The 17779-nt window shown below is 73.6% G+C and carries 14 protein-coding genes; 8 read left to right on the plus strand and 6 right to left on the minus strand.

Annotation, left to right across the window (positions count from 1 at the left end; genetic code table 11):
• Window positions 1–240 precede the first annotated feature (240 nt).
• Window positions 241–678 carry a 4a-hydroxytetrahydrobiopterin dehydratase gene (locus AMETH_RS40565; protein ID WP_223842893.1) on the minus strand — a complete coding sequence of 146 codons (438 nt, stop codon included), beginning with the start codon at window positions 676–678 and terminating at the stop codon, window positions 241–243.
• Between AMETH_RS40565 and AMETH_RS21195 the strand changes: the two genes are divergently transcribed.
• From AMETH_RS21195 to AMETH_RS21210, 4 genes are all read left to right on the plus strand, one after another.
• Complete coding sequence (locus tag AMETH_RS21195) at window positions 650–1765, plus strand: WD40/YVTN/BNR-like repeat-containing protein (RefSeq protein ID WP_017983162.1); 1116 nt, start codon at window positions 650–652, stop codon at window positions 1763–1765. The genes AMETH_RS40565 and AMETH_RS21195 overlap by 29 nt on opposite strands.
• Window positions 1762–2058 carry a MoaD/ThiS family protein gene (locus tag AMETH_RS21200; RefSeq protein ID WP_017983163.1) on the plus strand — a complete coding sequence of 99 codons (297 nt, stop codon included), beginning with the start codon at window positions 1762–1764 and terminating at the stop codon, window positions 2056–2058. Before AMETH_RS21195 ends, AMETH_RS21200 begins: the two co-directional genes overlap by 4 nt.
• A 211-nt stretch (window positions 2059–2269) precedes the next feature.
• Entirely contained in the window at window positions 2270–2647 is a 378-nt protein-coding gene (locus AMETH_RS21205; protein WP_017983164.1) for a hypothetical protein, read from the plus strand.
• Window positions 2644–4731 (plus strand): bifunctional polysaccharide deacetylase/glycosyltransferase family 2 protein, encoded by a 2088-nt coding sequence (locus AMETH_RS21210; protein ID WP_017983165.1) that lies wholly within the window; start codon window positions 2644–2646, stop codon window positions 4729–4731. Before AMETH_RS21205 ends, AMETH_RS21210 begins: the two co-directional genes overlap by 4 nt.
• On the opposite strand, the gene AMETH_RS21215 is transcribed toward AMETH_RS21210, so the two are convergent.
• A complete protein-coding gene (locus AMETH_RS21215) occupies window positions 4721–5722 on the minus strand; it encodes an NAD-dependent epimerase/dehydratase family protein (protein ID WP_038533295.1) in 1002 nt (333 codons plus the stop codon). The genes AMETH_RS21210 and AMETH_RS21215 overlap by 11 nt on opposite strands.
• 381 nt (window positions 5723–6103) lie before the next feature.
• Here AMETH_RS21215 and AMETH_RS21220 point away from each other — a divergent pair, with 381 nt between their 5' ends.
• From AMETH_RS21220 to AMETH_RS21225, 3 genes are read left to right on the plus strand one after another with little or no spacing between them, the layout of a single operon-like run.
• A complete protein-coding gene (locus AMETH_RS21220; protein ID WP_051079425.1) occupies window positions 6104–6952 on the plus strand; it encodes a histidine kinase dimerization/phosphoacceptor domain-containing protein in 849 nt (282 codons plus the stop codon).
• Window positions 6925–7215 (plus strand): ATP-binding protein, encoded by a 291-nt coding sequence (locus AMETH_RS35975; RefSeq protein ID WP_017983167.1) that lies wholly within the window; start codon window positions 6925–6927, stop codon window positions 7213–7215. Before AMETH_RS21220 ends, AMETH_RS35975 begins: the two co-directional genes overlap by 28 nt.
• Complete coding sequence (locus tag AMETH_RS21225; RefSeq protein ID WP_017983168.1) at window positions 7212–7859, plus strand: response regulator transcription factor; 648 nt, start codon at window positions 7212–7214, stop codon at window positions 7857–7859. The genes AMETH_RS35975 and AMETH_RS21225 overlap by 4 nt, the downstream gene beginning before the upstream one ends.
• A gap of 52 nt (window positions 7860–7911) precedes the next feature.
• Here AMETH_RS21225 and AMETH_RS21230 read toward each other — a convergent pair whose 3' ends face one another.
• Entirely contained in the window at window positions 7912–8328 is a 417-nt protein-coding gene (locus AMETH_RS21230) for a hypothetical protein (protein WP_017983169.1), read from the minus strand.
• A gap of 347 nt (window positions 8329–8675) precedes the next feature.
• On the opposite strand from AMETH_RS21230, the gene AMETH_RS21235 reads away from it, so the two are divergent.
• On the plus strand, window positions 8676–10019 hold the full coding sequence (locus AMETH_RS21235) for an alpha/beta fold hydrolase (protein WP_223842894.1): 1344 nt from the start codon (window positions 8676–8678) through the stop codon (window positions 10017–10019).
• Between the two features lie 145 nt (window positions 10020–10164).
• Here AMETH_RS21235 and AMETH_RS21240 read toward each other — a convergent pair whose 3' ends face one another.
• The 3 genes from AMETH_RS21240 to AMETH_RS21250 all read right to left on the minus strand — a co-directional run bounded on the left by AMETH_RS21240 (window position 10165) and on the right by AMETH_RS21250 (window position 17775).
• On the minus strand, window positions 10165–15651 hold the full coding sequence (locus tag AMETH_RS21240; RefSeq protein WP_026153226.1) for an ATP-binding protein: 5487 nt from the start codon (window positions 15649–15651) through the stop codon (window positions 10165–10167).
• 245 nt (window positions 15652–15896) lie between these two features.
• Window positions 15897–16505: a dihydrofolate reductase family protein gene (locus AMETH_RS21245; protein ID WP_017983172.1), complete on the minus strand. Its 609-nt coding sequence runs from the start codon at window positions 16503–16505 to the stop codon at window positions 15897–15899.
• A gap of 97 nt (window positions 16506–16602) precedes the next feature.
• On the minus strand, window positions 16603–17775 hold the full coding sequence (locus tag AMETH_RS21250) for an FAD-dependent monooxygenase (RefSeq protein WP_017983173.1): 1173 nt from the start codon (window positions 17773–17775) through the stop codon (window positions 16603–16605).
• Window positions 17776–17779 lie beyond the last annotated feature (4 nt).

Below are 17779 nucleotides of genomic sequence, written 5' to 3' on the forward strand. Positions count from 1 at the left end.
TCCGGCACACACGCCGCCCTGACGGGCAAACACACGGCGGCCCCGTTATTGGCCGCTCCGGGCGCCGTGTTGGCTACCTCGGGCGGCGAGTTTGGCCGCCCCCGGCGGGGTGTTTGCCACTCCCAGCGCCATGTTCGCCGCTCCCGACGCCGAGTTCGCCCCTCACGAGGGCGAGTTGGCGAAACGGAGAACTCGCGCCCGCGAACGTGGGACTCGCGCGCGAACGCGGGCCTCGCGGGGTCAGGTCAGTTCCGCCAGCAACGCTTCGATGCGGGACGCCAGCCACAGGTCCGGCTCGGTGACCCGGCCGGGGAAGCCCGTGGTGACGGTGAAGGTCAGCTCGCCCCGGCGGCGTTCGAACTGCGCGTGGTCGCTCCGTGTCGCCGCGTCCCGCTGCACGCGGCCGATCAGCGCGCCGTGTGCCTGCTCCGGCACGCGCACCGTGCGCGAGAGGTGGCCGGCGTCCCCGCGCCATCCCGCCCAGCGCCCGGGCGATTTCGGTGTCCGACAGCGTCTCCGGCACGACGTCCTCCTTCCGTTTCCCGGGCGGGTACCCGTGGCCCCGCAGGACGAACCGCGCAAGATTGGAGAAGACGCGCGGCCCCCGTGCTCCTTACGGTCTAACCACCTGACACGGGAAGGAGCGGCGATGAGCGGGGTTCGCGTGCTGGTCGGCACACGCAAGGGTGCCTTCGTCCTGACGTCCGACGAACGGCGAGCCGACTGGGAGGTCAGCGGCCCGCACTTCCCGGGCTGGGAGATCTACCACCTCAAGGGCTCCCCCGCCGACCCGGACCGGATCTTCGCCGCCCAGTCGACCAGCTGGTTCGGCCAGCTGATCCAGCGTTCGGACGACGGCGGGAAGACGTGGCAGCCGGTGGGCAACGAGTTCGCCTACGAGGGCGTGCCCGGCACCCACCAGTGGTACGACGGCACGCCGCACCCGTGGGAGTTCGCGCGCGTGTGGCACCTCGAGCCGTCGCTGACCGATCCGGACCTGATCTACGCCGGTGTCGAGGACGCGGCGCTGTTCCGCTCGAACGACGCGGGCGCGACCTGGCAGGAGCTGCCGGGCCTGCGCGGGCACGGCTCCGGCCCGAAGTGGCAGCCGGGCGCGGGCGGGATGTGCCTGCACACGATCATCCAGGACCCGCGCGACGCGAACCGCCTGATCATCGCCATCTCCGCGGCGGGCGCGTTCCGCACCGAGGACGGCGGCAAGACCTGGCAGGCCATCAACCACGGGCTGAAGTCCGGCCAGATCCCGGATCCGGACGCCGAGGTGGGCCACTGCGTGCACCACATCGCGCGCCACCCGCAGCGCCCGGACGTGCTGTTCATGCAGAAGCACTGGGACGTGATGCGCAGCGACGACGGCGGCGACAACTGGTACGAGATCAGCGGGAACCTGCCGACCGACTTCGGGTTCGTCATCGACGTGCACGCCCACGAGCTGGACACCGTCTACGTGGTCCCGATCAAGAGCGACGAGCACCACTTTCCGCCGGACGGGCGGCTGCGCGTGTACCGCAGCCGCGGCGGCGGTCACGAGTGGGAGCCGCTGACCGCCGGGCTGCCGCAGGAGAACTGCTACGTCAACGTGCTGCGCGACGCGATGGCGGTGGACTCGCTGGAGTCGTGCGGCGTCTACTTCGGCACGACCGGCGGCCAGGTGTACGCGTCGGCCGACTCCGGGGACACCTGGGCGCCCATCGTGCGCGACCTGCCCGCGGTCCTGTCGGTGGAGGTCCAGACGCTGCCATGATCCGCGTCCACCTGCCCGCGCACCTGCGCACCATCGCCCACATCGACGGCGAGGTCGAACTGGAACTGAACGGCACCGCGACCCAGCGTGCCCTGCTGGACGCGCTGGAGGAGCGCTATCCGATGCTGCGCGGCACGATCCGCGAGCACGGCACCGGCAGACGCCGGGCGTTCGTCCGCTTCTTCGCCTGCGAAGAGGACCTGTCACACGAGGAGCCGGACGCCCCGCTGCCCGCGCCGGTGGTCGCGGGAGCCGAACCGTTCCTCGTGATGGGCGCGATGGCGGGCGGTTGATCTTTTCCCGGTACGGCCGGGAATCGCGGAAGATTCACCACGGCGCGGCGCTTGGTCGGCGCACCGGATGTGTTTAGGGTGAAGGCCCCGACCGGTCCCCCGACGCGATGCCCTGGTGATGAAGACAATTAGCGACGACACTGTCGAAATTCCGCGGGAGAAACCCGTTTTCGTCGATCCGTCCGGGCGAAGACGCCGCATCGTGCGCCGCGTGAGCATCTCGGCGTGCGCTCTGGTCAGCGGTTATGCCGTGCTGTTGATGGCTTCGCTGCTGGGCGCGCCAATCCCCGCCTCCGTGCTCCTGCCGGTGCCCGACGCGCCCGCCGCGTCCCCGGCACCGCCGCCGCAGGGTGGCCCGTCGGTGGCCGACGACACCACCGCGCCGCGCGGCACCGACCCGTCGTCCCAGGCCCAGACCCAAACTCAGGCCACGGACCAGGGCACGACCGCGCCGGTGCCGCAGGCCCCAGCCGTGACCACGACGGCCGCGCCGCAACCGCCGTCGTCTCCCGGCGAACCGCGCAACCCACGCGCCCGCCCCGATCCCCCCGGGCGCGGGCAGAACGGCGAGCCGGAACCCGGCCGGTGACCCGGCACCGGCGGCCAAGCCCGCCGAAGGCCCACTGGCTGCTGCTGTCGGCGATCCTCGCGGTCGTCGCCGGCCTGCTCGCGCTCGACGCCGTCGTCACGGGCGCGGACGGCGGCGAGGACACGTCGCCGCCCGGTCCCGCGACGACCGTGCCCGCGCAGGTGCGCGGCGGCGGCGCGGTGATCGACCCGCGGCCGGCCTCCCCCGCCATCGCGCGGGCGCGGGACCACACCATCGCCCTGACCTTCGACGACGGGCCGGACCCGGTGTGGACGCCGCGGATCCTCGACGCGCTGGACCGCAACGGCGCGAAGGCGACGTTCTTCGTGACCGGCGCGCGCGCCGCGCAATACCCGGACCTGGTCCGCGAGATCCTGGCCCGCGGCCACGAAATCGGCAACCACACCGCAACCCACACCGACCTGAGCACGGCGAGCGGCTTCCGGGCCGATCTGGAGATCCGCACGACGGACCTCGTCCTCGCCGGCACCGCGGGTGTCATCCCGGCGCTGGTGCGGCCGCCCTATTCGTCCACTCCGGACGGCCTGGACGACCGGGACTGGGCCGCGGCACAGCGGCTGGGCGCGGACGGCAAGCTGGTGGTGCTGTCCGATGTGGACTCCCAGGACTGGCGCCGCCCCGGCGCGGACGCGATCATCGCCAACGCGACCCCGGCCGGGAACAATGGCGCGGTGGTCCTGATGCACGACGGCGGCGGGGACCGCGCGCAGACCGTCGAGGCCCTCGACCGGCTGATCCCGGAACTGCGGTCGCACGGCTGGACCTTCGGCACGGTCAGCGAATCCGTCGGGCTGTCCGGCACCCAGGCGGCGGCCCCAGTCCGCGCACGGGTGGGCGGCTGGCTGCTCGTGTTCGCCGTGGGCGCCGCGGAATTCACCGCCGGGGCGCTGTTCGTGCTGACGGTGGTGGCGACCGTGCTGGCGCTGCTGCGTACGGTTCTGCTCGGCGTGACGACAAGTCTGCACGCGCGGCGGCGCCGCCCGCGGGAGGCGCCGGACCAGCCGGTGACCGTGATCATCCCCGCCTACAACGAGCGCGAAGGTATCGAGTGGGCGGTCCGCTCGGCACTGGCCGCGGGCCCGCGCGTGCAGGTGATCGTGGTCGACGACGGATCCACCGACGGCACCGACGCACTGGTGGAGCGGATCGCCCGCCGCCGCCCGAACGTGCGCCTGATCCGGCAGGCCAACGCGGGCAAGGCGGCCGCGCTGAACACCGGACTCGCCGCCGCGCGCACCGAACTGGTCGTGCTTATGGACGGCGACACCGTGCTGGAGCCGGGTTCGGTGCCCGCGCTCGTGCGCAACTTCGCCGATCCGGCCGTGGCGGCCGTGTCCGGCAACGCCAAGGTCGGCAACCGCGGCCGGCTGCTCGGCCGGTGGCAGCACATCGAGTACGTGTGCGGCTTCAACCTGGACCGGCGGCTCTACGACGTGCTCGAATGCATGCCCACGGTGCCGGGCGCGGTCGGCGCGTTCCGGCGGTCGGCGGTGCTGCGCGTCGGCGGGGTGCCCACGGACACGCTCGCCGAGGACACCGACCTGACGATGGCGCTGGAGCGCGGCGGCTGGCGCGTGGTGTACGAGGAGGAGGCGCGGGCGCTGACCGAGGCCCCGGCGACGCTGGCAGAGCTGTGGACGCAGCGGTACCGCTGGTGCTACGGGACGCTGCAGTCGGTGTGGAAGCACCGGCACGCGGTCGCCGAGCGCGGCAGCGCGGGACGGCTGGGGCGGCGGGGGCTGCCGTACCTGCTGCTGTTCCAGGTGCTGCTGCCGATCGTCGCGCCGCTCGTCGACGTCGCCGCCGTGTTCGGGCTGTTCACCGGCGACCGGTGGCTGGTGCTCGGGGCGTGGCTGGCGTTCCTGACTCTGCAGGCGATCCCGGCGGTGGTGGCGTTCCGGCTGGACCGGGAACCGCTGCGGCCGCTGCTCGCGCTGCCGCTGCAGCAGTTCGTCTACCGGCAGCTGATGTACCTGGTGGTGCTGCAGTCGCTGAGCACCGCGCTGGCCGGGGCGCGGCTGCCGTGGCACAAACTACCGCGCCGCGGCCTGCTCAAGCCGTGACGAGCGAGCGGGCGCGGTCGAGCACGGTGTCCGCGAGCGGCCGCGGGTTCCAGGCCAGCACGTCGCGCGCCTTGCCGGTGGCGAAGCGGAACTCCTCGCCGAGCCCGGGCACGACCTGGCGCAGCGCGCGGTCGAACGGGGGGGGGGCCGCGCGGACGAGCGGGCCGGGCAGCCGCCGGGACGGCACACGCGCACCGTGCTGCCCGCGCAGGATGGCCGCGACGTCCTCGATCCAGTGGAACGGCCCGGCGGCGAGGAACCGCTCCCCCGCCGCGTCCGGGCTGAGCATCGCGGCGACGTGCAGGCCGGCGACGTCCCGCACGTCGGTGAATGGGAAACCCAGGCGCGGCAGCCCGGGCATCCGGCCCGCCACGAGCCGCTCGACCACCGACAGCGAGTAGGACGGGCGGCCGCGCACGGGTCCCAGCAGCGTGCCGGGCGCGATCACGGTCAGCCGGTCCGTCATCCCGTGCTCGTGCGCGTACGCCCAGGCGGCGCGCTCGGCGAGGATCTTGGACCGCACGTAGGCGCGGGCCAGCGGGTGGCCGGGGTCGGTCCAGTGGTCCTCGGTGATCGGGTCGGGCCGGGGGCCGGCCGGGTAGGCGGCCGCGGACGACGACGAGGTCACCACGATCCGCCACGCGCCCGCGGCCCTGGCTGCGGCGAGGACGCGGAGCGTGCCGTCCCGGGCGGGGCCGACCAGGGCGGCGGGGTCCCGCGGCGACACGGCCGGGAACGGCGACGCGACGTGCAGGACGAAGTCCCAGCCCGCCGCGGCCTCCGCCCAGCCGGCGTCGGAGCCGAGATCGGCCTCGACGACGGTGAGGCGGGCCGTGGGGTCTCCCGGCGGCAGCTGGACGGCCACCACCGGACGGCGGGAGCGGTCGCGGACGGTGGCCCGCACGTGGTAGCCGCGGGCGAGGAGGAGGTCGATGCACCAGCCGGCGAGGTAGCCGGTGCCGCCGGTCACGAGGAGGGTTTCGTCGGTCACCACTCCAGGCTGCGTGCGCGAACGGGTCGCGGCCTCGTCCCCGCGGGCCGGTCGCGGTGGCGTCGCGGCTGATGGGGACTCGTTCCGAGGGAGGAGGCGCTCGGCGCGATCACCGGACAGCCGCCCGCGCGCGCCTACCTCGGCACAAGCGCCACCCGGAACCAGCGGAACCGCCCTCCCCAGCGGAACCGCGCGGTCCGACCGCCGGTCATCCACTACCGCGCACCAGGTCCGGCACGACTGCCAGCCGGAACCAGCCGGACCTCCTTCCCAGGGAGGAACCGCCCGGCGCGTCCGCCCGTTAGTGTCGGTTCTGTGCTTCTGGGGTGAGTTGGGCGGGCGGTCGGCGACCGGTTCGGGCCCGCGCGCCCGCTGCCCCTCGTGCTCGGCCCTGGCTATCTGCTGCTGGTGCAGCGGCCGGAGCCGACGCCGGCGGACTGGGTGGTCGTGTTCGCCGCGGCCGGGGTCTTCCTCGCGGGCGGGGTGTGGCCGCTGGCGGTCGCGGGCGTGGAATCCCTGCTCATCCTGGCCGCGCACCAATGGGCCGACGCCACGCCGGTGGCGGTGAAGGTGCTGGCCGGCGTCGCGGTGTTCGAGCCGGCGATCCGCCGCCCGATGCGCGTCGCCCTGCTCGGCGCCGGCGTGCTCACCGCGGTGTACTTCGTGCTCGGCACCTACGACCACGTGCTGACCGGCGTGCTCGCCGTCGGCTACCGGGTCCTCACGGTCGTGGGCGGCCCGCTGCTGCTGGGCGCCTACCCGCGGGCCGGGATGCGGGCGGTGGTGCAGGCGAGCGCGCGGGCCGAGGAGGCCGAGGCGCGCCGGGAACTCGCCGCGCGCGGCGCCCGCCTGAGCGAGCGCACCGATATCGCCCGCGAGCTGCACGACCTGGTGGCCCACCACGTCGCGTCGATGGCGCTGCGGGTGGGCGTGGCGCGGGCCGTGGTGCCGGACCTGGATCCGCGTGTCGGCGAGGTGCTCGACGACGTCCACGCCTCGGCCACCCGGACCCTCGCGGACCTGCGGGAGCTGGTGTCCGCGCTGCGCGACCCGGCGGGCGTGCGCGACCACGGCGTGCTCATCGGGACCGCGTCGCTGCCCGCCGCGGTGGAGTCGGTGATCGGGCGCGGCAGGCCGGGCCGGCGATCGACTGCCACGTCGACCCAGCCATCGCGGCGCTCGATTCGCTGCGCGGCCTGGCGGTGCTGCGGCTGGTGCAGGAGAGCCTGACCAACGTCGCCAAGCACACCGGCCCCGGCGCGCGGGCGAGCGTCCGGGTGGACACCGGCGGCGGGCAGGTGCTGGTCGAGGTCACCGACACCGGTGTCGTGCGGGACGGCGGCAGTGAACCGGGCTACGGACTGGTGGGCCTGCGGGACCGCGTCGACCTGGTCGGCGGCACCCTCGAGGCCGGCCCGCACGGCGACGGCTGGCGGGTGCGTGCGCTGATCCCGGTGGAGACGTCCGCCCCGGTCGATTCGGAGATCCCGTGATCCGCACCCTGCTCGTCGACGACCAGGAGCTGGTCCGCGCCGGCCTGCGCATGCTGTGCGAGTCCACGTCGGACATCGAGGTCGTCGGCGAGGCGCCGCACGGCGGTGAGGGGATCCGGCTGGCCGGCCGGGTCCAGCCCGACGTGGTGCTGATGGACCTGCGGATGCCCGGCACGGACGGGGTCACCGCGACGAGGACGATCCTGGGTGAACGGCCCGCGACGCGGATCGTCGTGCTGACGACCTTCGACGACGACGAGCACCTGTACCCGGCGCTGGCGGCGGGCGCGTGCGTGTTCCTCGCCAAGGACGCCACGCCCGCCGAGCTGCTCGACGGGATCCGCCGGGCGGCCGCGGGCGGCAGCCCGTTCAGCGACGACGTCCTGCGGCGGCTGGTCGGGCAGGCGGTGCGGTCCAGGGCGGAGCGGCCGGATCTGCCGCTGACGCCGCGCGAGCGCGAGGTGCTCGGACTGGTCGGAATGGGACTGTCCAATGCGGACATCGCGGCGCGGATGCAGGTCGGGGTCACGACGGTCGAGACGCACGTGGCGAACCTGATGGACAAGACCGGCAGCCCCAGCCGCGTGCACCTGGCGATCCTCGCGGTGCGCCACGACCTGACCCCGGACAACGGGAAACGGTGACCCCCGGCCTCACCGGGGGTCACCGTCAGGGAGAGAGGCAGGGCGGGTGACGTCAGTCGTCGTCGCCCTCGTCCCCTTCGTCGTGCCAGTCGTTGTCGTGGTCGTGGTGGTGGTGACCCGCGACCGACCAGGTGTCACTCGAGTGCGCGCCCTCCGGGCCCGCCCACTGGCAGCCTTCACCATAGAAGGAGGTGTGGCCGTTGGTTCCGGAGACGGTGTAGTCGCCGCCCGCCCCCTCCGGGCCTGCCGACAGGTTGGCGTCGTAGTAGCCGGCGTAGCCGTGACCGTAGCCGTCGTCGTCGTAGCCGTAGTCGTGGCCCGCGACCGAGCCGGTGCTGGAGATCGCGGCGCCGTCCGGGCCGGCGGACGCGGCGGAGTCCCCGTAGCTGTCAGCCGACGCGATGCCCGCGGCACCGAACGACAGCGGGATGGCCAGCAGGCTGGCGATCGCGAAGCGACGAACGTTCATGGTTCTGAATTCCCTTCGTATCAACGGATTCCGGGCCGGAACCTGAGCGGCTCCGCGGACCGGGTGCCCGGGACGGCAGGGGCAAATCCGGCACGCAGATGTGACGCAGGACACGTTGCGATCACGGAGTGTCCACGTGACAGGCGAACTCTCGCTGGTCGGCCCCGCAAAACCGATCCGTCACGGCGGATGCCGCGAATTCCGTTGCCACACAGGGCATCCACCCTTGGTGCGTCACTCACGCGTGTGGACCGGACCAGGCCCCTGCGCTTGACAAGGCTCGCCCGGCCGCCGATGCTCATCGCAGTAACTGTTACTTCGGGTAATAGATTCAGCGAGGAGGCTGCGTGGTCCGGCGAGTGGTGTCCCGGGACGGCACGCGGATCGCGGTCGCGGAAGCCGGTGATCCGGCCGCGCCGACCGTGGTGTGCGTGCACGGCTATCCCGACGACCGGTCCGTTTGGGACGGTGTGGCGGCCCGGCTCGCGGAACGGTTCCACGTGGTCACCTACGACGTCCGCGGCGCGGGCGAGTCGGACCGGCCCGCGCGGCGCGACGGGTACGCGCTCGACCGGCTGGCCGAGGACCTGGCCGCCGTGCTCGACGAGGTCAGCCCGGGCCGGCCGGCGCACCTCGTCGCGCACGACTGGGGTTCGATCCAGAGCTGGCACGCGGTGACCGGGGACCTGCTGCGCGGGCGGATCGCGTCGTTCACCTCGATCTCAGGACCTTCGCTCGACCACGCCGGGCACTGGTTCCGCACGCGGTTGCGGCGGCCGTCGGGATGGGGGCCGGCGCTGCGGCAGCTGGTGCACTCGACCTACATCGTGTTCTTCCAGATCCCGCTGGTTCCCGAGCTGAGCTGGCGGTCCGGGGTGGGTCGCCGGGTACTGCGGCGGCTTTCGGGCAGCGCGGCGGGCCGTCCGGCGGTGTCGGACGCCGTGCACGGGCTGGAGCTGTACCGGGCGAACATCGGCGCCCGCCTGTCCCGTCCGCGGCCGCGGCCCGCGGAGGTGCCGGTGCAGGTGCTCGCGCCCCTGGACGATCCGTACGTGACGCCCGCGCTGCAGACGGACGTGGCGCGGTGGGCGCCGCGGCTGTGGGTGCGGCGGTTGCCGGGCGGGCACTGGATTCCGCGCGAGCGGCCGGATGTCATCGCGCGGTGCACGGCCGAGCTGGTGGATTTCGCCGAGGGGGCGCCGGAGAGCCGGGGACTGCGGCGGGCTCGGGCGGCCGCGTCGGTGGATTCCGCCGAGGGCGCGCCGGAAGGCCGGGCGCGGTCGGCCTGGGCCGGGCTGGTCGATTTCGCCGGGCGGGCGCCGGAAAGCCGGGCAGTGCGGCGGGCGCGGGTGGCCGGGTTCGACGGGTACCTGGTGGTGATCACCGGGGAGAGCCGGTTCGCGCGGGCGGTGGCCGCGGCGTTCGCGGGCGCCGGAGCGGAGGTGCGCGGCGACGGGCCGGGGGTGCCGGACGTGGTGGTGGACAGCCAGGGCAAGGCGCGGGAGTTCGCGGCCCGGATGGCCGACCGCGGCGAGGGCGGGCAGCTGGTGCTGCACGACCCCGCGGAAGCCGCCCGCCTGCGACGAGAGTTCCCCGGCCTGAACGTGATCGTGGCCGGGGACGGCTCCCCGGACCGCGCGGCAAGGCGAGTACTGCGCGCAGTGGCCCGCAACCGCCACGCAGGAGCCTGACGGCGCCCCAGCGGCTCGTGCCGCTGCTGCGGCACCTGCGAGAGGAATCCCCCACCGACAGCGAGAGGCTGGAGGCAGCGCCCCCGCCAGCGACCTCGCCCGAGGTCGAAGGGGCGCCCGGTCAACGCCGGGCGCCCCTCCGGTATCAAGCGCGCGCCAAACCCCGCTCCACCGCGGCGATGATCTGCGGCCGCAGCTCCTCCGGGCGGATGATCGCGTCCACCGAGCCGACCCGTTGCGCCCGCTGGATCGAGTGCACCCCGTCGAACTCGGCGGCCACCTCGCCCAGCTTCTCGGCCCGCACGGAAGCCCGGACGTCCGCCAGCTGCGTCACCAGCGCGGCCCGCGAAGCGCTGTCCGCCGCCGCGATCCGCGCCTCCAGCTCCGACACCCGCGGGTCGTTCGCCGTGCGGGAGTTGACCTCCTGCGCGAACACCACGGCCGCCGCGGGGGCGCCGCCCAGCACGGACGCGTACGAGCCGTCCACGGCGAGCACGGTCATGTTCGGGTTCAGCGTCTTCGAGAACACCACGAACGCCCCGCCGTGGTAGCGCGAGATGACGCAGAACACGATGGGCCCGCGGAAGTTCACGATCGCCCGCCCGATCTCCGCGCCGTACTCCAGCTGGAGCTTGCGCATCGACTCCGGGGAGCCGTCGAAACCGGACAGGTTCGCCAGCACCACCAGCGGCCGGTTGCCACTCGCCGCGTTGATCGCGCGCGCCGCCTTCTTCGACGAGCGCGGGAACAACGTGCCCGCGGTGTAGGTGTCCGGGCCGTCGGTGGGCGGGAAACCGCGCCGCGGCACCGACCGCGACTCGATGCCCAGCAGGCACACCGGGATCCCGCCGAGGTGGACGTCCTGCACGACCGCGGTCTCCGCGTCCGCCATGCCCGCCCAGCGTTCCAGGATCGCGTGGTCCTGGTCGGCCAGCGCGCGCATCACGGTGCGGATGTCGAACGGCTTCTTGCGGTCCGGGTTGGTCTCCCGCGAGAAGATCTGGCCCACCGTGGTGAAGTCGGACCCGACGATGGCGTGCGGGTAGTCGCACACGTCCCGGTCCACCGGGTCCGTCGTCGTCGCCCGGCGCGGGCCGGTCTCGCCCGGCAGCACGTACGTGTGGTCGTAGTGCGTCATCAGCACGCCGTGCGCGGCGCCGAGGTTGGGCGCCCAGTACTGCGCCTGCCCGTTCGGCCCCATCACGCGGTCGTAGCCGCCGATGCCGAAGTTGTCCTCGGCGGACACGCCACCGGAGAAGTCCAGCGACTGCTTGCCCGTCAGCACCATCGCCGAGTCCGGCGTCATCACCAGGATGCCCTTGGTGTGCATGAGCATCGTGGCTTCGGCGTTCCAGTACGGCTGCGCGCCCACGTTGATGCCGGCGACCACGATGTTGATCTCGCCGCCGTCCTGGGTGAACTGGACGATGCGGCGCAGGGCCGCGGCGATCCAGTCCATGTTCTCGGTGCCCGAGTCCATCGCGATCCGCGCGCCTGCCGACAACGCGTACCACTCGACCGGGACCCGCAGCCGCTCCGCGAGGTCCAGCGCGGCGATCACGCGGGCACACTCCGGTTCGGACAGCGCGCCCAGCGCCTTCGTCGGGTCGCCGAGCAGCACCACGCGGGTCACGCCTTCCGGGTACCGCTCGGTCGGCGTGGTCGCCACCCCCGCGACGATCCCGGCCTTGTTCAGGCCCCGCTCGCGCTCGACCGGCACGAGCGCGCCGGCGTCGTCGAGGTCGTACTCGGTGAACGAGCCGCCCTCGCCGGCGAGCATCCCGGTCAGCTCGTACGGGTAGACCGTGCCGCGGCGCCGCGCACGCAGCACCTTCTGGCCGTAGTCGTCCAGCGGCTGGATCAGCTCGGTCGGCGGGTCGGTGATGGTCAGCCGGACACCGGTGGCGACGTCGTAGGTCACCCGCACCGCGATCGGCCGCAGCTCGCCGGTCTCCTTGTCGCGCTGGCGGCCGAGGAACAGCACCTCCTCGACGCCCGCGCCCGCGGTCGTCGGCACCACCCGCTGCGCGACCGTGTTCAGGTCTTCGGCGGTGAGGTCGCTGGGCGGCCACACGTAGAGGAAGATCCGGTTGGTGTCGAGCCGCTTCTTCGCCGGGCGCTGGGCCTGCACCTTGCGGATCGCGTCCAGGCACGCGCCGAGCGCGCCCTCGACGGCGGGCAGGGCGAGGATGCGGCCCTCGTCGTCGCGCAGCGGGGTCAGGTCGCGGACCTGGGCCATCGCCACGAGGCGTTCGTCGGACGGGTTCTTCGGCGCGACGCAGCGCACCAGGTAGACGTCCTCGTCGGCCGACGGCAGGCGGGTGAGGTCGAAGTTCTGCAGGCGCCGCAGCTGCAGCCGCTGCCCGATCAGCGGGTGCAGGCCGCGGATCAGCCGCTCCTCGGCCAGGCCCGCCGACGACGGCCGGAACGTGAAGTGGTGGTGCATCGCCGATCCGCTGCGCCCGGCGACCGTGGTGGTGAGGCGGCGCAGGTTGCTCGGCAGCGCGACGCGGGACAGCACCTCGCGCAGCTCGGCGGCCATCAGGTCGGCCTCGGCCGGCTGGCCGGTCCAGGTCAGGTAGATGTCGGCGACCAGCGCGCCCGGCTCGGCCTTCGCGGCGACCTCGCCGACCGTGCGCACCGCGTCGGCCAGTCCGTCGAAGTTGGCGACGGTCGCGATGAGCCGCTGCCGCTGGCCGTCCAGGTCGTACCCGGCGGTGACGAACGCGTGCCCGCCCGCGGTGCCGGTCTCCACGCCCTCCAGGCCGTGCTCTCGGTAGTAGCGGCGGCTGAGCACCTCCAGCAGCGGGCCGGGGTCGAGGCCGGGCCGTCCGATGCGCTGGCCGAGCAGCCGCACCAGCGGTTCGGGGCTGGCGACCATCTCGGCGATGCGCCGCTCGCGGTCCGGCGCCTCCGGGTTCGCGTCGAGGTAGCTGAGGTGGCGGCGCACCTTGGTGTAGACCTCGGCGCGGGTGCGGCGCAACAGCGGCTGCGCGAACCAGCGGAACACCAGGCTGCGGGCGAGGTCGCCCACCACCGGGAAGCGCAGCTGGGTGGCGCGGATCAGGTGCTCCAGCGCCTGGCCGACGGTCTGCCGGAGCCCGTTGTGCGGCGGGGCCTCGGTGAGCCACTGCTGCAGCAGCGCGGTGATCACGGCGACGTCGGAGGCCGCGCGCTGCTGGGCGAGGAAGATGCGGAAGACCGCCTCCTCCAGCTCCGGCGTGCGGTCCAGCCCCTCGACGCCGTAGTGGCCCAGCACGCGGGTCAGGCGGCCCTGGAAGGTCTCGGACAGCCCGGCTCGCTCGGCGTCGAGGCTCTGCAGGTAGGTGTGGAAGTGCTCGCGCGGGCTGTGCACCCGCGTCTCGGCCTTGGTCTCCTCGCCTTCCGGCTTGTTGCGGGACAGCTCGGACAGGTCGGCGAAGACCTCCAGCAGCGCGGTCTCGGCGTCCAGCGGCCGCTGCGGCAGCTCGGCGCGCGCGGCCAGGTACCCGGCCAGCGTGCGGCCGCCGTCGCGCGGGTCGACGTCGAACCCGAGCAGCATGCTGCGCAGGTCGGCCAGGCCGCGCTCGACGCGGTGCGCGGCGGACAGCCCGTCCGGCTCGGACGGCAGGTCCAGGTCAACCCCGGCGGTCTCCGGGGCGGCGTCGGCGTCGTCGTCGGCGAGAGGTTCCAGCCGCAGCAGCGCGGCGCCGGTCTCCACCTGGCTGCCGACGGAGACCAGGGACTCCTTGAGCAGCGCCCGGAACGGCGCGCGCAGGACGGTCTCCATCTTCATCGACTCGAGCACCAGCACGGGGGCGCCGGCCTCGACCTCGTCGCCGGCGGCGAGCGGCGTGGCGACCACCAGCGCCGGGGCGGGCGAGCGGACGACGCCGCCCTCGTCGCGGCTGATCCGGTGGGTCACGCCGTCGACCTCGACCAGGTGGATCGGCCCGTGCGTGCCGGTCACCAGCCGGAAGCGGTGGCCGTTGACGTGGATCTGGCCGGTGTGCGAGTCGTAGCGCTCCAGCTCGGCGTCGACGGTCTGCACGTCGTCGCCCGTCACGAAGCCGATCCGGTAGCGGCCCGGCCCGGTCTGGGCGACGGTGAGGCGGTAGCTCGCGCCGCGCAGCTTCAGGTCGATCGGGCGGCCGACCTCGTGCTGGACCTGGGGGCGCCCGCCGTGCGCGGTGGACAGCAGGCGCTGCAGCTCGACCTGCTTCTCGTCCTGGTAGGCCTCGATCGCGGCGGTGGCCAGCGCGATGCCGGAGTGCGCGTGCGACACCAGGCGGCCCTGCGCGCGGACCCGGTCGATCCAGCCGGTGTCGGCGCTCGCGTCGATCACCTCGGGCTGACCGAGCAGGTCCAGGACGAAGCTCTTGTTGGTGGTGCCGCCCTCGATGAGCACGGTGGTCTCGCGCATGGCGCGGCGCAGGCGGGAGAGCGCCTCGTCGCGGTCGCGGCCGTAGGCGATGATCTTGGCGATCATCGAGTCGAAGTCGGCGGGGATCGTGTCGCCCTCGCTGACGCCGGTGTCGACGCGGATGCCCGGGCCTGCCGGGAGGTCGAGCAGCGCGATGCGACCGGGGGCGGGCGCGAAGTCGCGGTCCGGGTCCTCGGCGTTGAGCCGGGCCTCGATGGCGTGGCCCAGCTCGGCGGGCGGGGCGCCCTCCAGCTTGCCGCCGGACGCGACGTGCAGCTGGGCTTTGACCAGGTCCATGCCGGTGGTGGCCTCGGTGATCGGGTGCTCGACCTGCAGCCGGGTGTTCACCTCGAGGAAGGCGAACAGCTTCTCGCCGGGGTGGTAGAGGAACTCCACGGTGGCGGCGCCGCGGTAGCCGACCGCGACGGCGAGCCGCTCGGCGGAGGCTTTCAGCTCGGCCACCTGCTCCGGCGCGAGCACCGGCGAGGCGGACTCCTCGATGATCTTCTGGTTGCGGCGCTGCACGGAGCAGTCCCGCACGCCCAGCGCCCACGCGGTGCCCTGGCCGTCGGCGATGACCTGGACCTCGACGTGCCGGGCGCCGGTGACCAGGCGCTCCAGGAACACGACACCGCTGCCGAAGGCGCGCGCGGCCTCCTGGCTGGTGCGCTCGTAGGCGTCCCGCAGCTCGTCGGCGTCGTTGACGACCCGGATGCCGCGGCCGCCGCCGCCCGCGGTGGCCTTGAGCATGAGGGGGTAGCCGATCTGCTCGGCGGAGCGCAACGCGGCGTCGAGGTCCTCGACCGGCCCGCGGCTCCACGGCGCGACGGGCACGCCCACCTCTTCGGCGATCAGCTTGGCGCCGATCTTGTCCCCCAGTTTGCGCATCGCCTCCGGGTTCGGGCCGATGAAGGTGACCCCGAGCTTTTCGCACAGCTCGGCGAAGGCCGGGTCCTCGGCGACGAAGCCCCAGCCGACCCAGGCGGCGTCGGCCTTCGTCTCGGTCAGCGCGCGTTCCAGGACGGCGAGGTCGAGGTAGGGGCGGTTCGCCGCGGCGCCCAGGTTGTAGGCGATGTCGGCTTCCCGCACGAAGGTGGCGTTGCGGTCCACGTCGGTGTAGAGGGCCACCGTCTCGATGCGCGGCCCGCCCTCCGCGTTGAGCTCACCGACGGCGTGGATGAGCCGCATCGCGGCTTCTCCCCGGTTGACGATCGCGACACGACTGAACACCGAATCGAGCCTCACAAGTTGTGGTGGTTGGACTGCGCGGCCTCCCCTGGCCGCTGGTCCAGCATCGCGCGTACCCACCGGTAGTGTGATCGTCGCACCCGCACCGTGCCGACGGCGGTTTTTTGTCGGAACCCTCCAAAGGACCGCTCTGACCCGGGACTATGCCCACGGCTCGTGCACACGCGGGACCGCGCGGATCGTGAGAGCCTGGTCACTCGCCCTTGTAGAAGACGACCAACGGCCGGCTAGCCGCGGCGGCGCACCGGGAGGCGCAGGTGCAGCACACCGTCGCCCTGGATGACCACGTCGGGGTCGCCCAGCATCAGGTTGCCGTCGGCCAGCGCGCCGAAGTACGGCTTCCCCCGGCCGAAGACGACCGGCACGACGTCGATCGCCACGTGGTCGATGAGCCCGAGCGCCAGCGCCTGCCCGCCGACGTCGCCCGCGCCCACTCCGATTTCGCCGTCGCCGGCCAGTTCCCGCGCTCGCGCGATCCCCTCCTCCACCGAGCCGGCGAAGTGGTAGGTCGCCTCCGGGTGCCAGCCCGCGGGCCGCGGCCGGTGCGACACGACCACGACGTGCTCGCTCGCCGGCGGATGACCCTCCCAGCCGTTGGTCAGGTCGAATTGGTGCCGCCCGACGACCAGGACCTTTTGGCGCGACCCCATGCCGCGCACGTACTCGGCGGAGGCCGCCGAGACCCGGAACGGCGAACCGTGGATGTCGGGGTGGTCCTCGCCGACGAGCGGGTGGTCGCCGTTGAAGTACCAGTCGTGGAGCGGTCCGACGTCGTCGTTGTCGTCGGCGATGTAGCCGTCCAGCGAAGCCACCGCGTGCAGGTAGGTCGTCCCCATCGCCGCTCCTCCCAGGGGGACCAGCGTCCCCCAGGGGCCGTGCGCGCGCAACCGCCCCGGCGGGGCACCCCGCCCGGCGAGGTGCCCCGTCACGGCCTCACGGCTGGTAGAGCCAGTCGGTCCAGCGGTAGTCGTCCAGGCGGCGTTCGGTCAGGTACTGGTTGCGCAGCAGCCGGGCCAGGCCGTCGCAGTGCCAGAGCTCGCCCCAGACCCGGGCGCTGGACTGCACGCGCGCGGTCCGCGCCGTGCGGGCCTGCTCGTACGACGCGAGCGCGGCCGGCCAGTCCAGCGCGGCGGCGGCCTGCTGCTTGGCGACCTCGCCGGCGAGGCTGTGCGCGTCCTCCAGCGCCTGGCACGCCCCCTGCGCGAGGTACTGCAGCATCGGGTGCGCCGCGTCGCCGGTCAGCGCCAGCCGTCCGTCGACCCAGCGCGGCACCGGCAACCGGTCGTACATCGGCCACCGTCGGTCCCGCCACAGCCAAGCCAGACCGCGCCGCACCGCGTCGCAGGTGTCCTCGAACGCCGCGTCCAGCTCGTCCGGGCCGCCCCATTCGCTCTCGCCGCGCTCGTACGCCGGCGAGGCGAACACCGCGACCGTGTTGAGCAACTCCCCACCACGCAACGGGTACTGTACGAGGTGGCACTTCGGTCCGAAGTGGACGACCACGTCGGTGAGCACGTCGTCGTCGAGTCCGGTCACCTCGGACACCGGGCGGGTGCCGCGGTAGGCGACGTAACCGGAGCACACGGGCTGGTCGTCGGACAGCCGCGACCGCAGCGACGACCACAGCCCGTCGGCGGCCAGGGCGGCGCCCGCCGCGAACTCCCGCTCCCCCGCCCGCACCCGCACACCGCCGGGCCGCACCTCGATTTCGTCGGCCTGGTGATCGGCCAGCAACTCGACCCCGGCATCCCGGCAGGCGTCGTGCAGGATCGTCAGCAGGTCGCTGCGGTGGATCACCACGTACGGCGCGCCGTAGCGCTCGACGAACCCCCGCCCGAGGTCGAGCGAGGTCAGCTCGGCGCCGTCGAGCGCGTCCTTGAGCACCAGCCGCCGCGGCAGCACCCCGCGCGCGACCACCTCGTCCAGCAGGCCCCACTCGCGCAGGATCCGGGTCGCGTTGGGGGCCAGCTGCAGCCCCGCGCCCACCTCGGCGAACGCGGGGGCCCGCTCCAGCACGCGGACCCGCTGCCCGGTCGCGGCGAGGGCGAGGGCGTTGGCGAGCCCGCCGATCCCGCCGCCGACCACGACCACATCGGTGTCGGTCATGTCT

Source organism: Amycolatopsis methanolica 239, assembly GCF_000739085.1.
GTDB classification, from domain to species: Bacteria; Actinomycetota; Actinomycetes; order Mycobacteriales; family Pseudonocardiaceae; genus Amycolatopsis_E; species Amycolatopsis_E methanolica.

What these genes read in the sequence shown, in the direction of transcription:
- AMETH_RS21200 (WP_017983163.1), top strand. Translation starts at nt 1,762, where the DNA reads ATGATCCGCGTCCACCTGCCCGCGCACCTGCGCACCATCGCCCACATC.
- AMETH_RS21230 (WP_017983169.1), bottom strand. Translation starts at nt 8,328, where the DNA reads ATGAACGTTCGTCGCTTCGCGATCGCCAGCCTGCTGGCCATCCCGCTG.
- AMETH_RS21245 (WP_017983172.1), bottom strand. Translation starts at nt 16,505, where the DNA reads ATGGGGACGACCTACCTGCACGCGGTGGCTTCGCTGGACGGCTACATC.
- AMETH_RS21250 (WP_017983173.1), bottom strand. Translation starts at nt 17,775, where the DNA reads ATGACCGACACCGATGTGGTCGTGGTCGGCGGCGGGATCGGCGGGCTC.
- AMETH_RS21195 (WP_017983162.1), top strand. Translation starts at nt 650, where the DNA reads ATGAGCGGGGTTCGCGTGCTGGTCGGCACACGCAAGGGTGCCTTCGTC.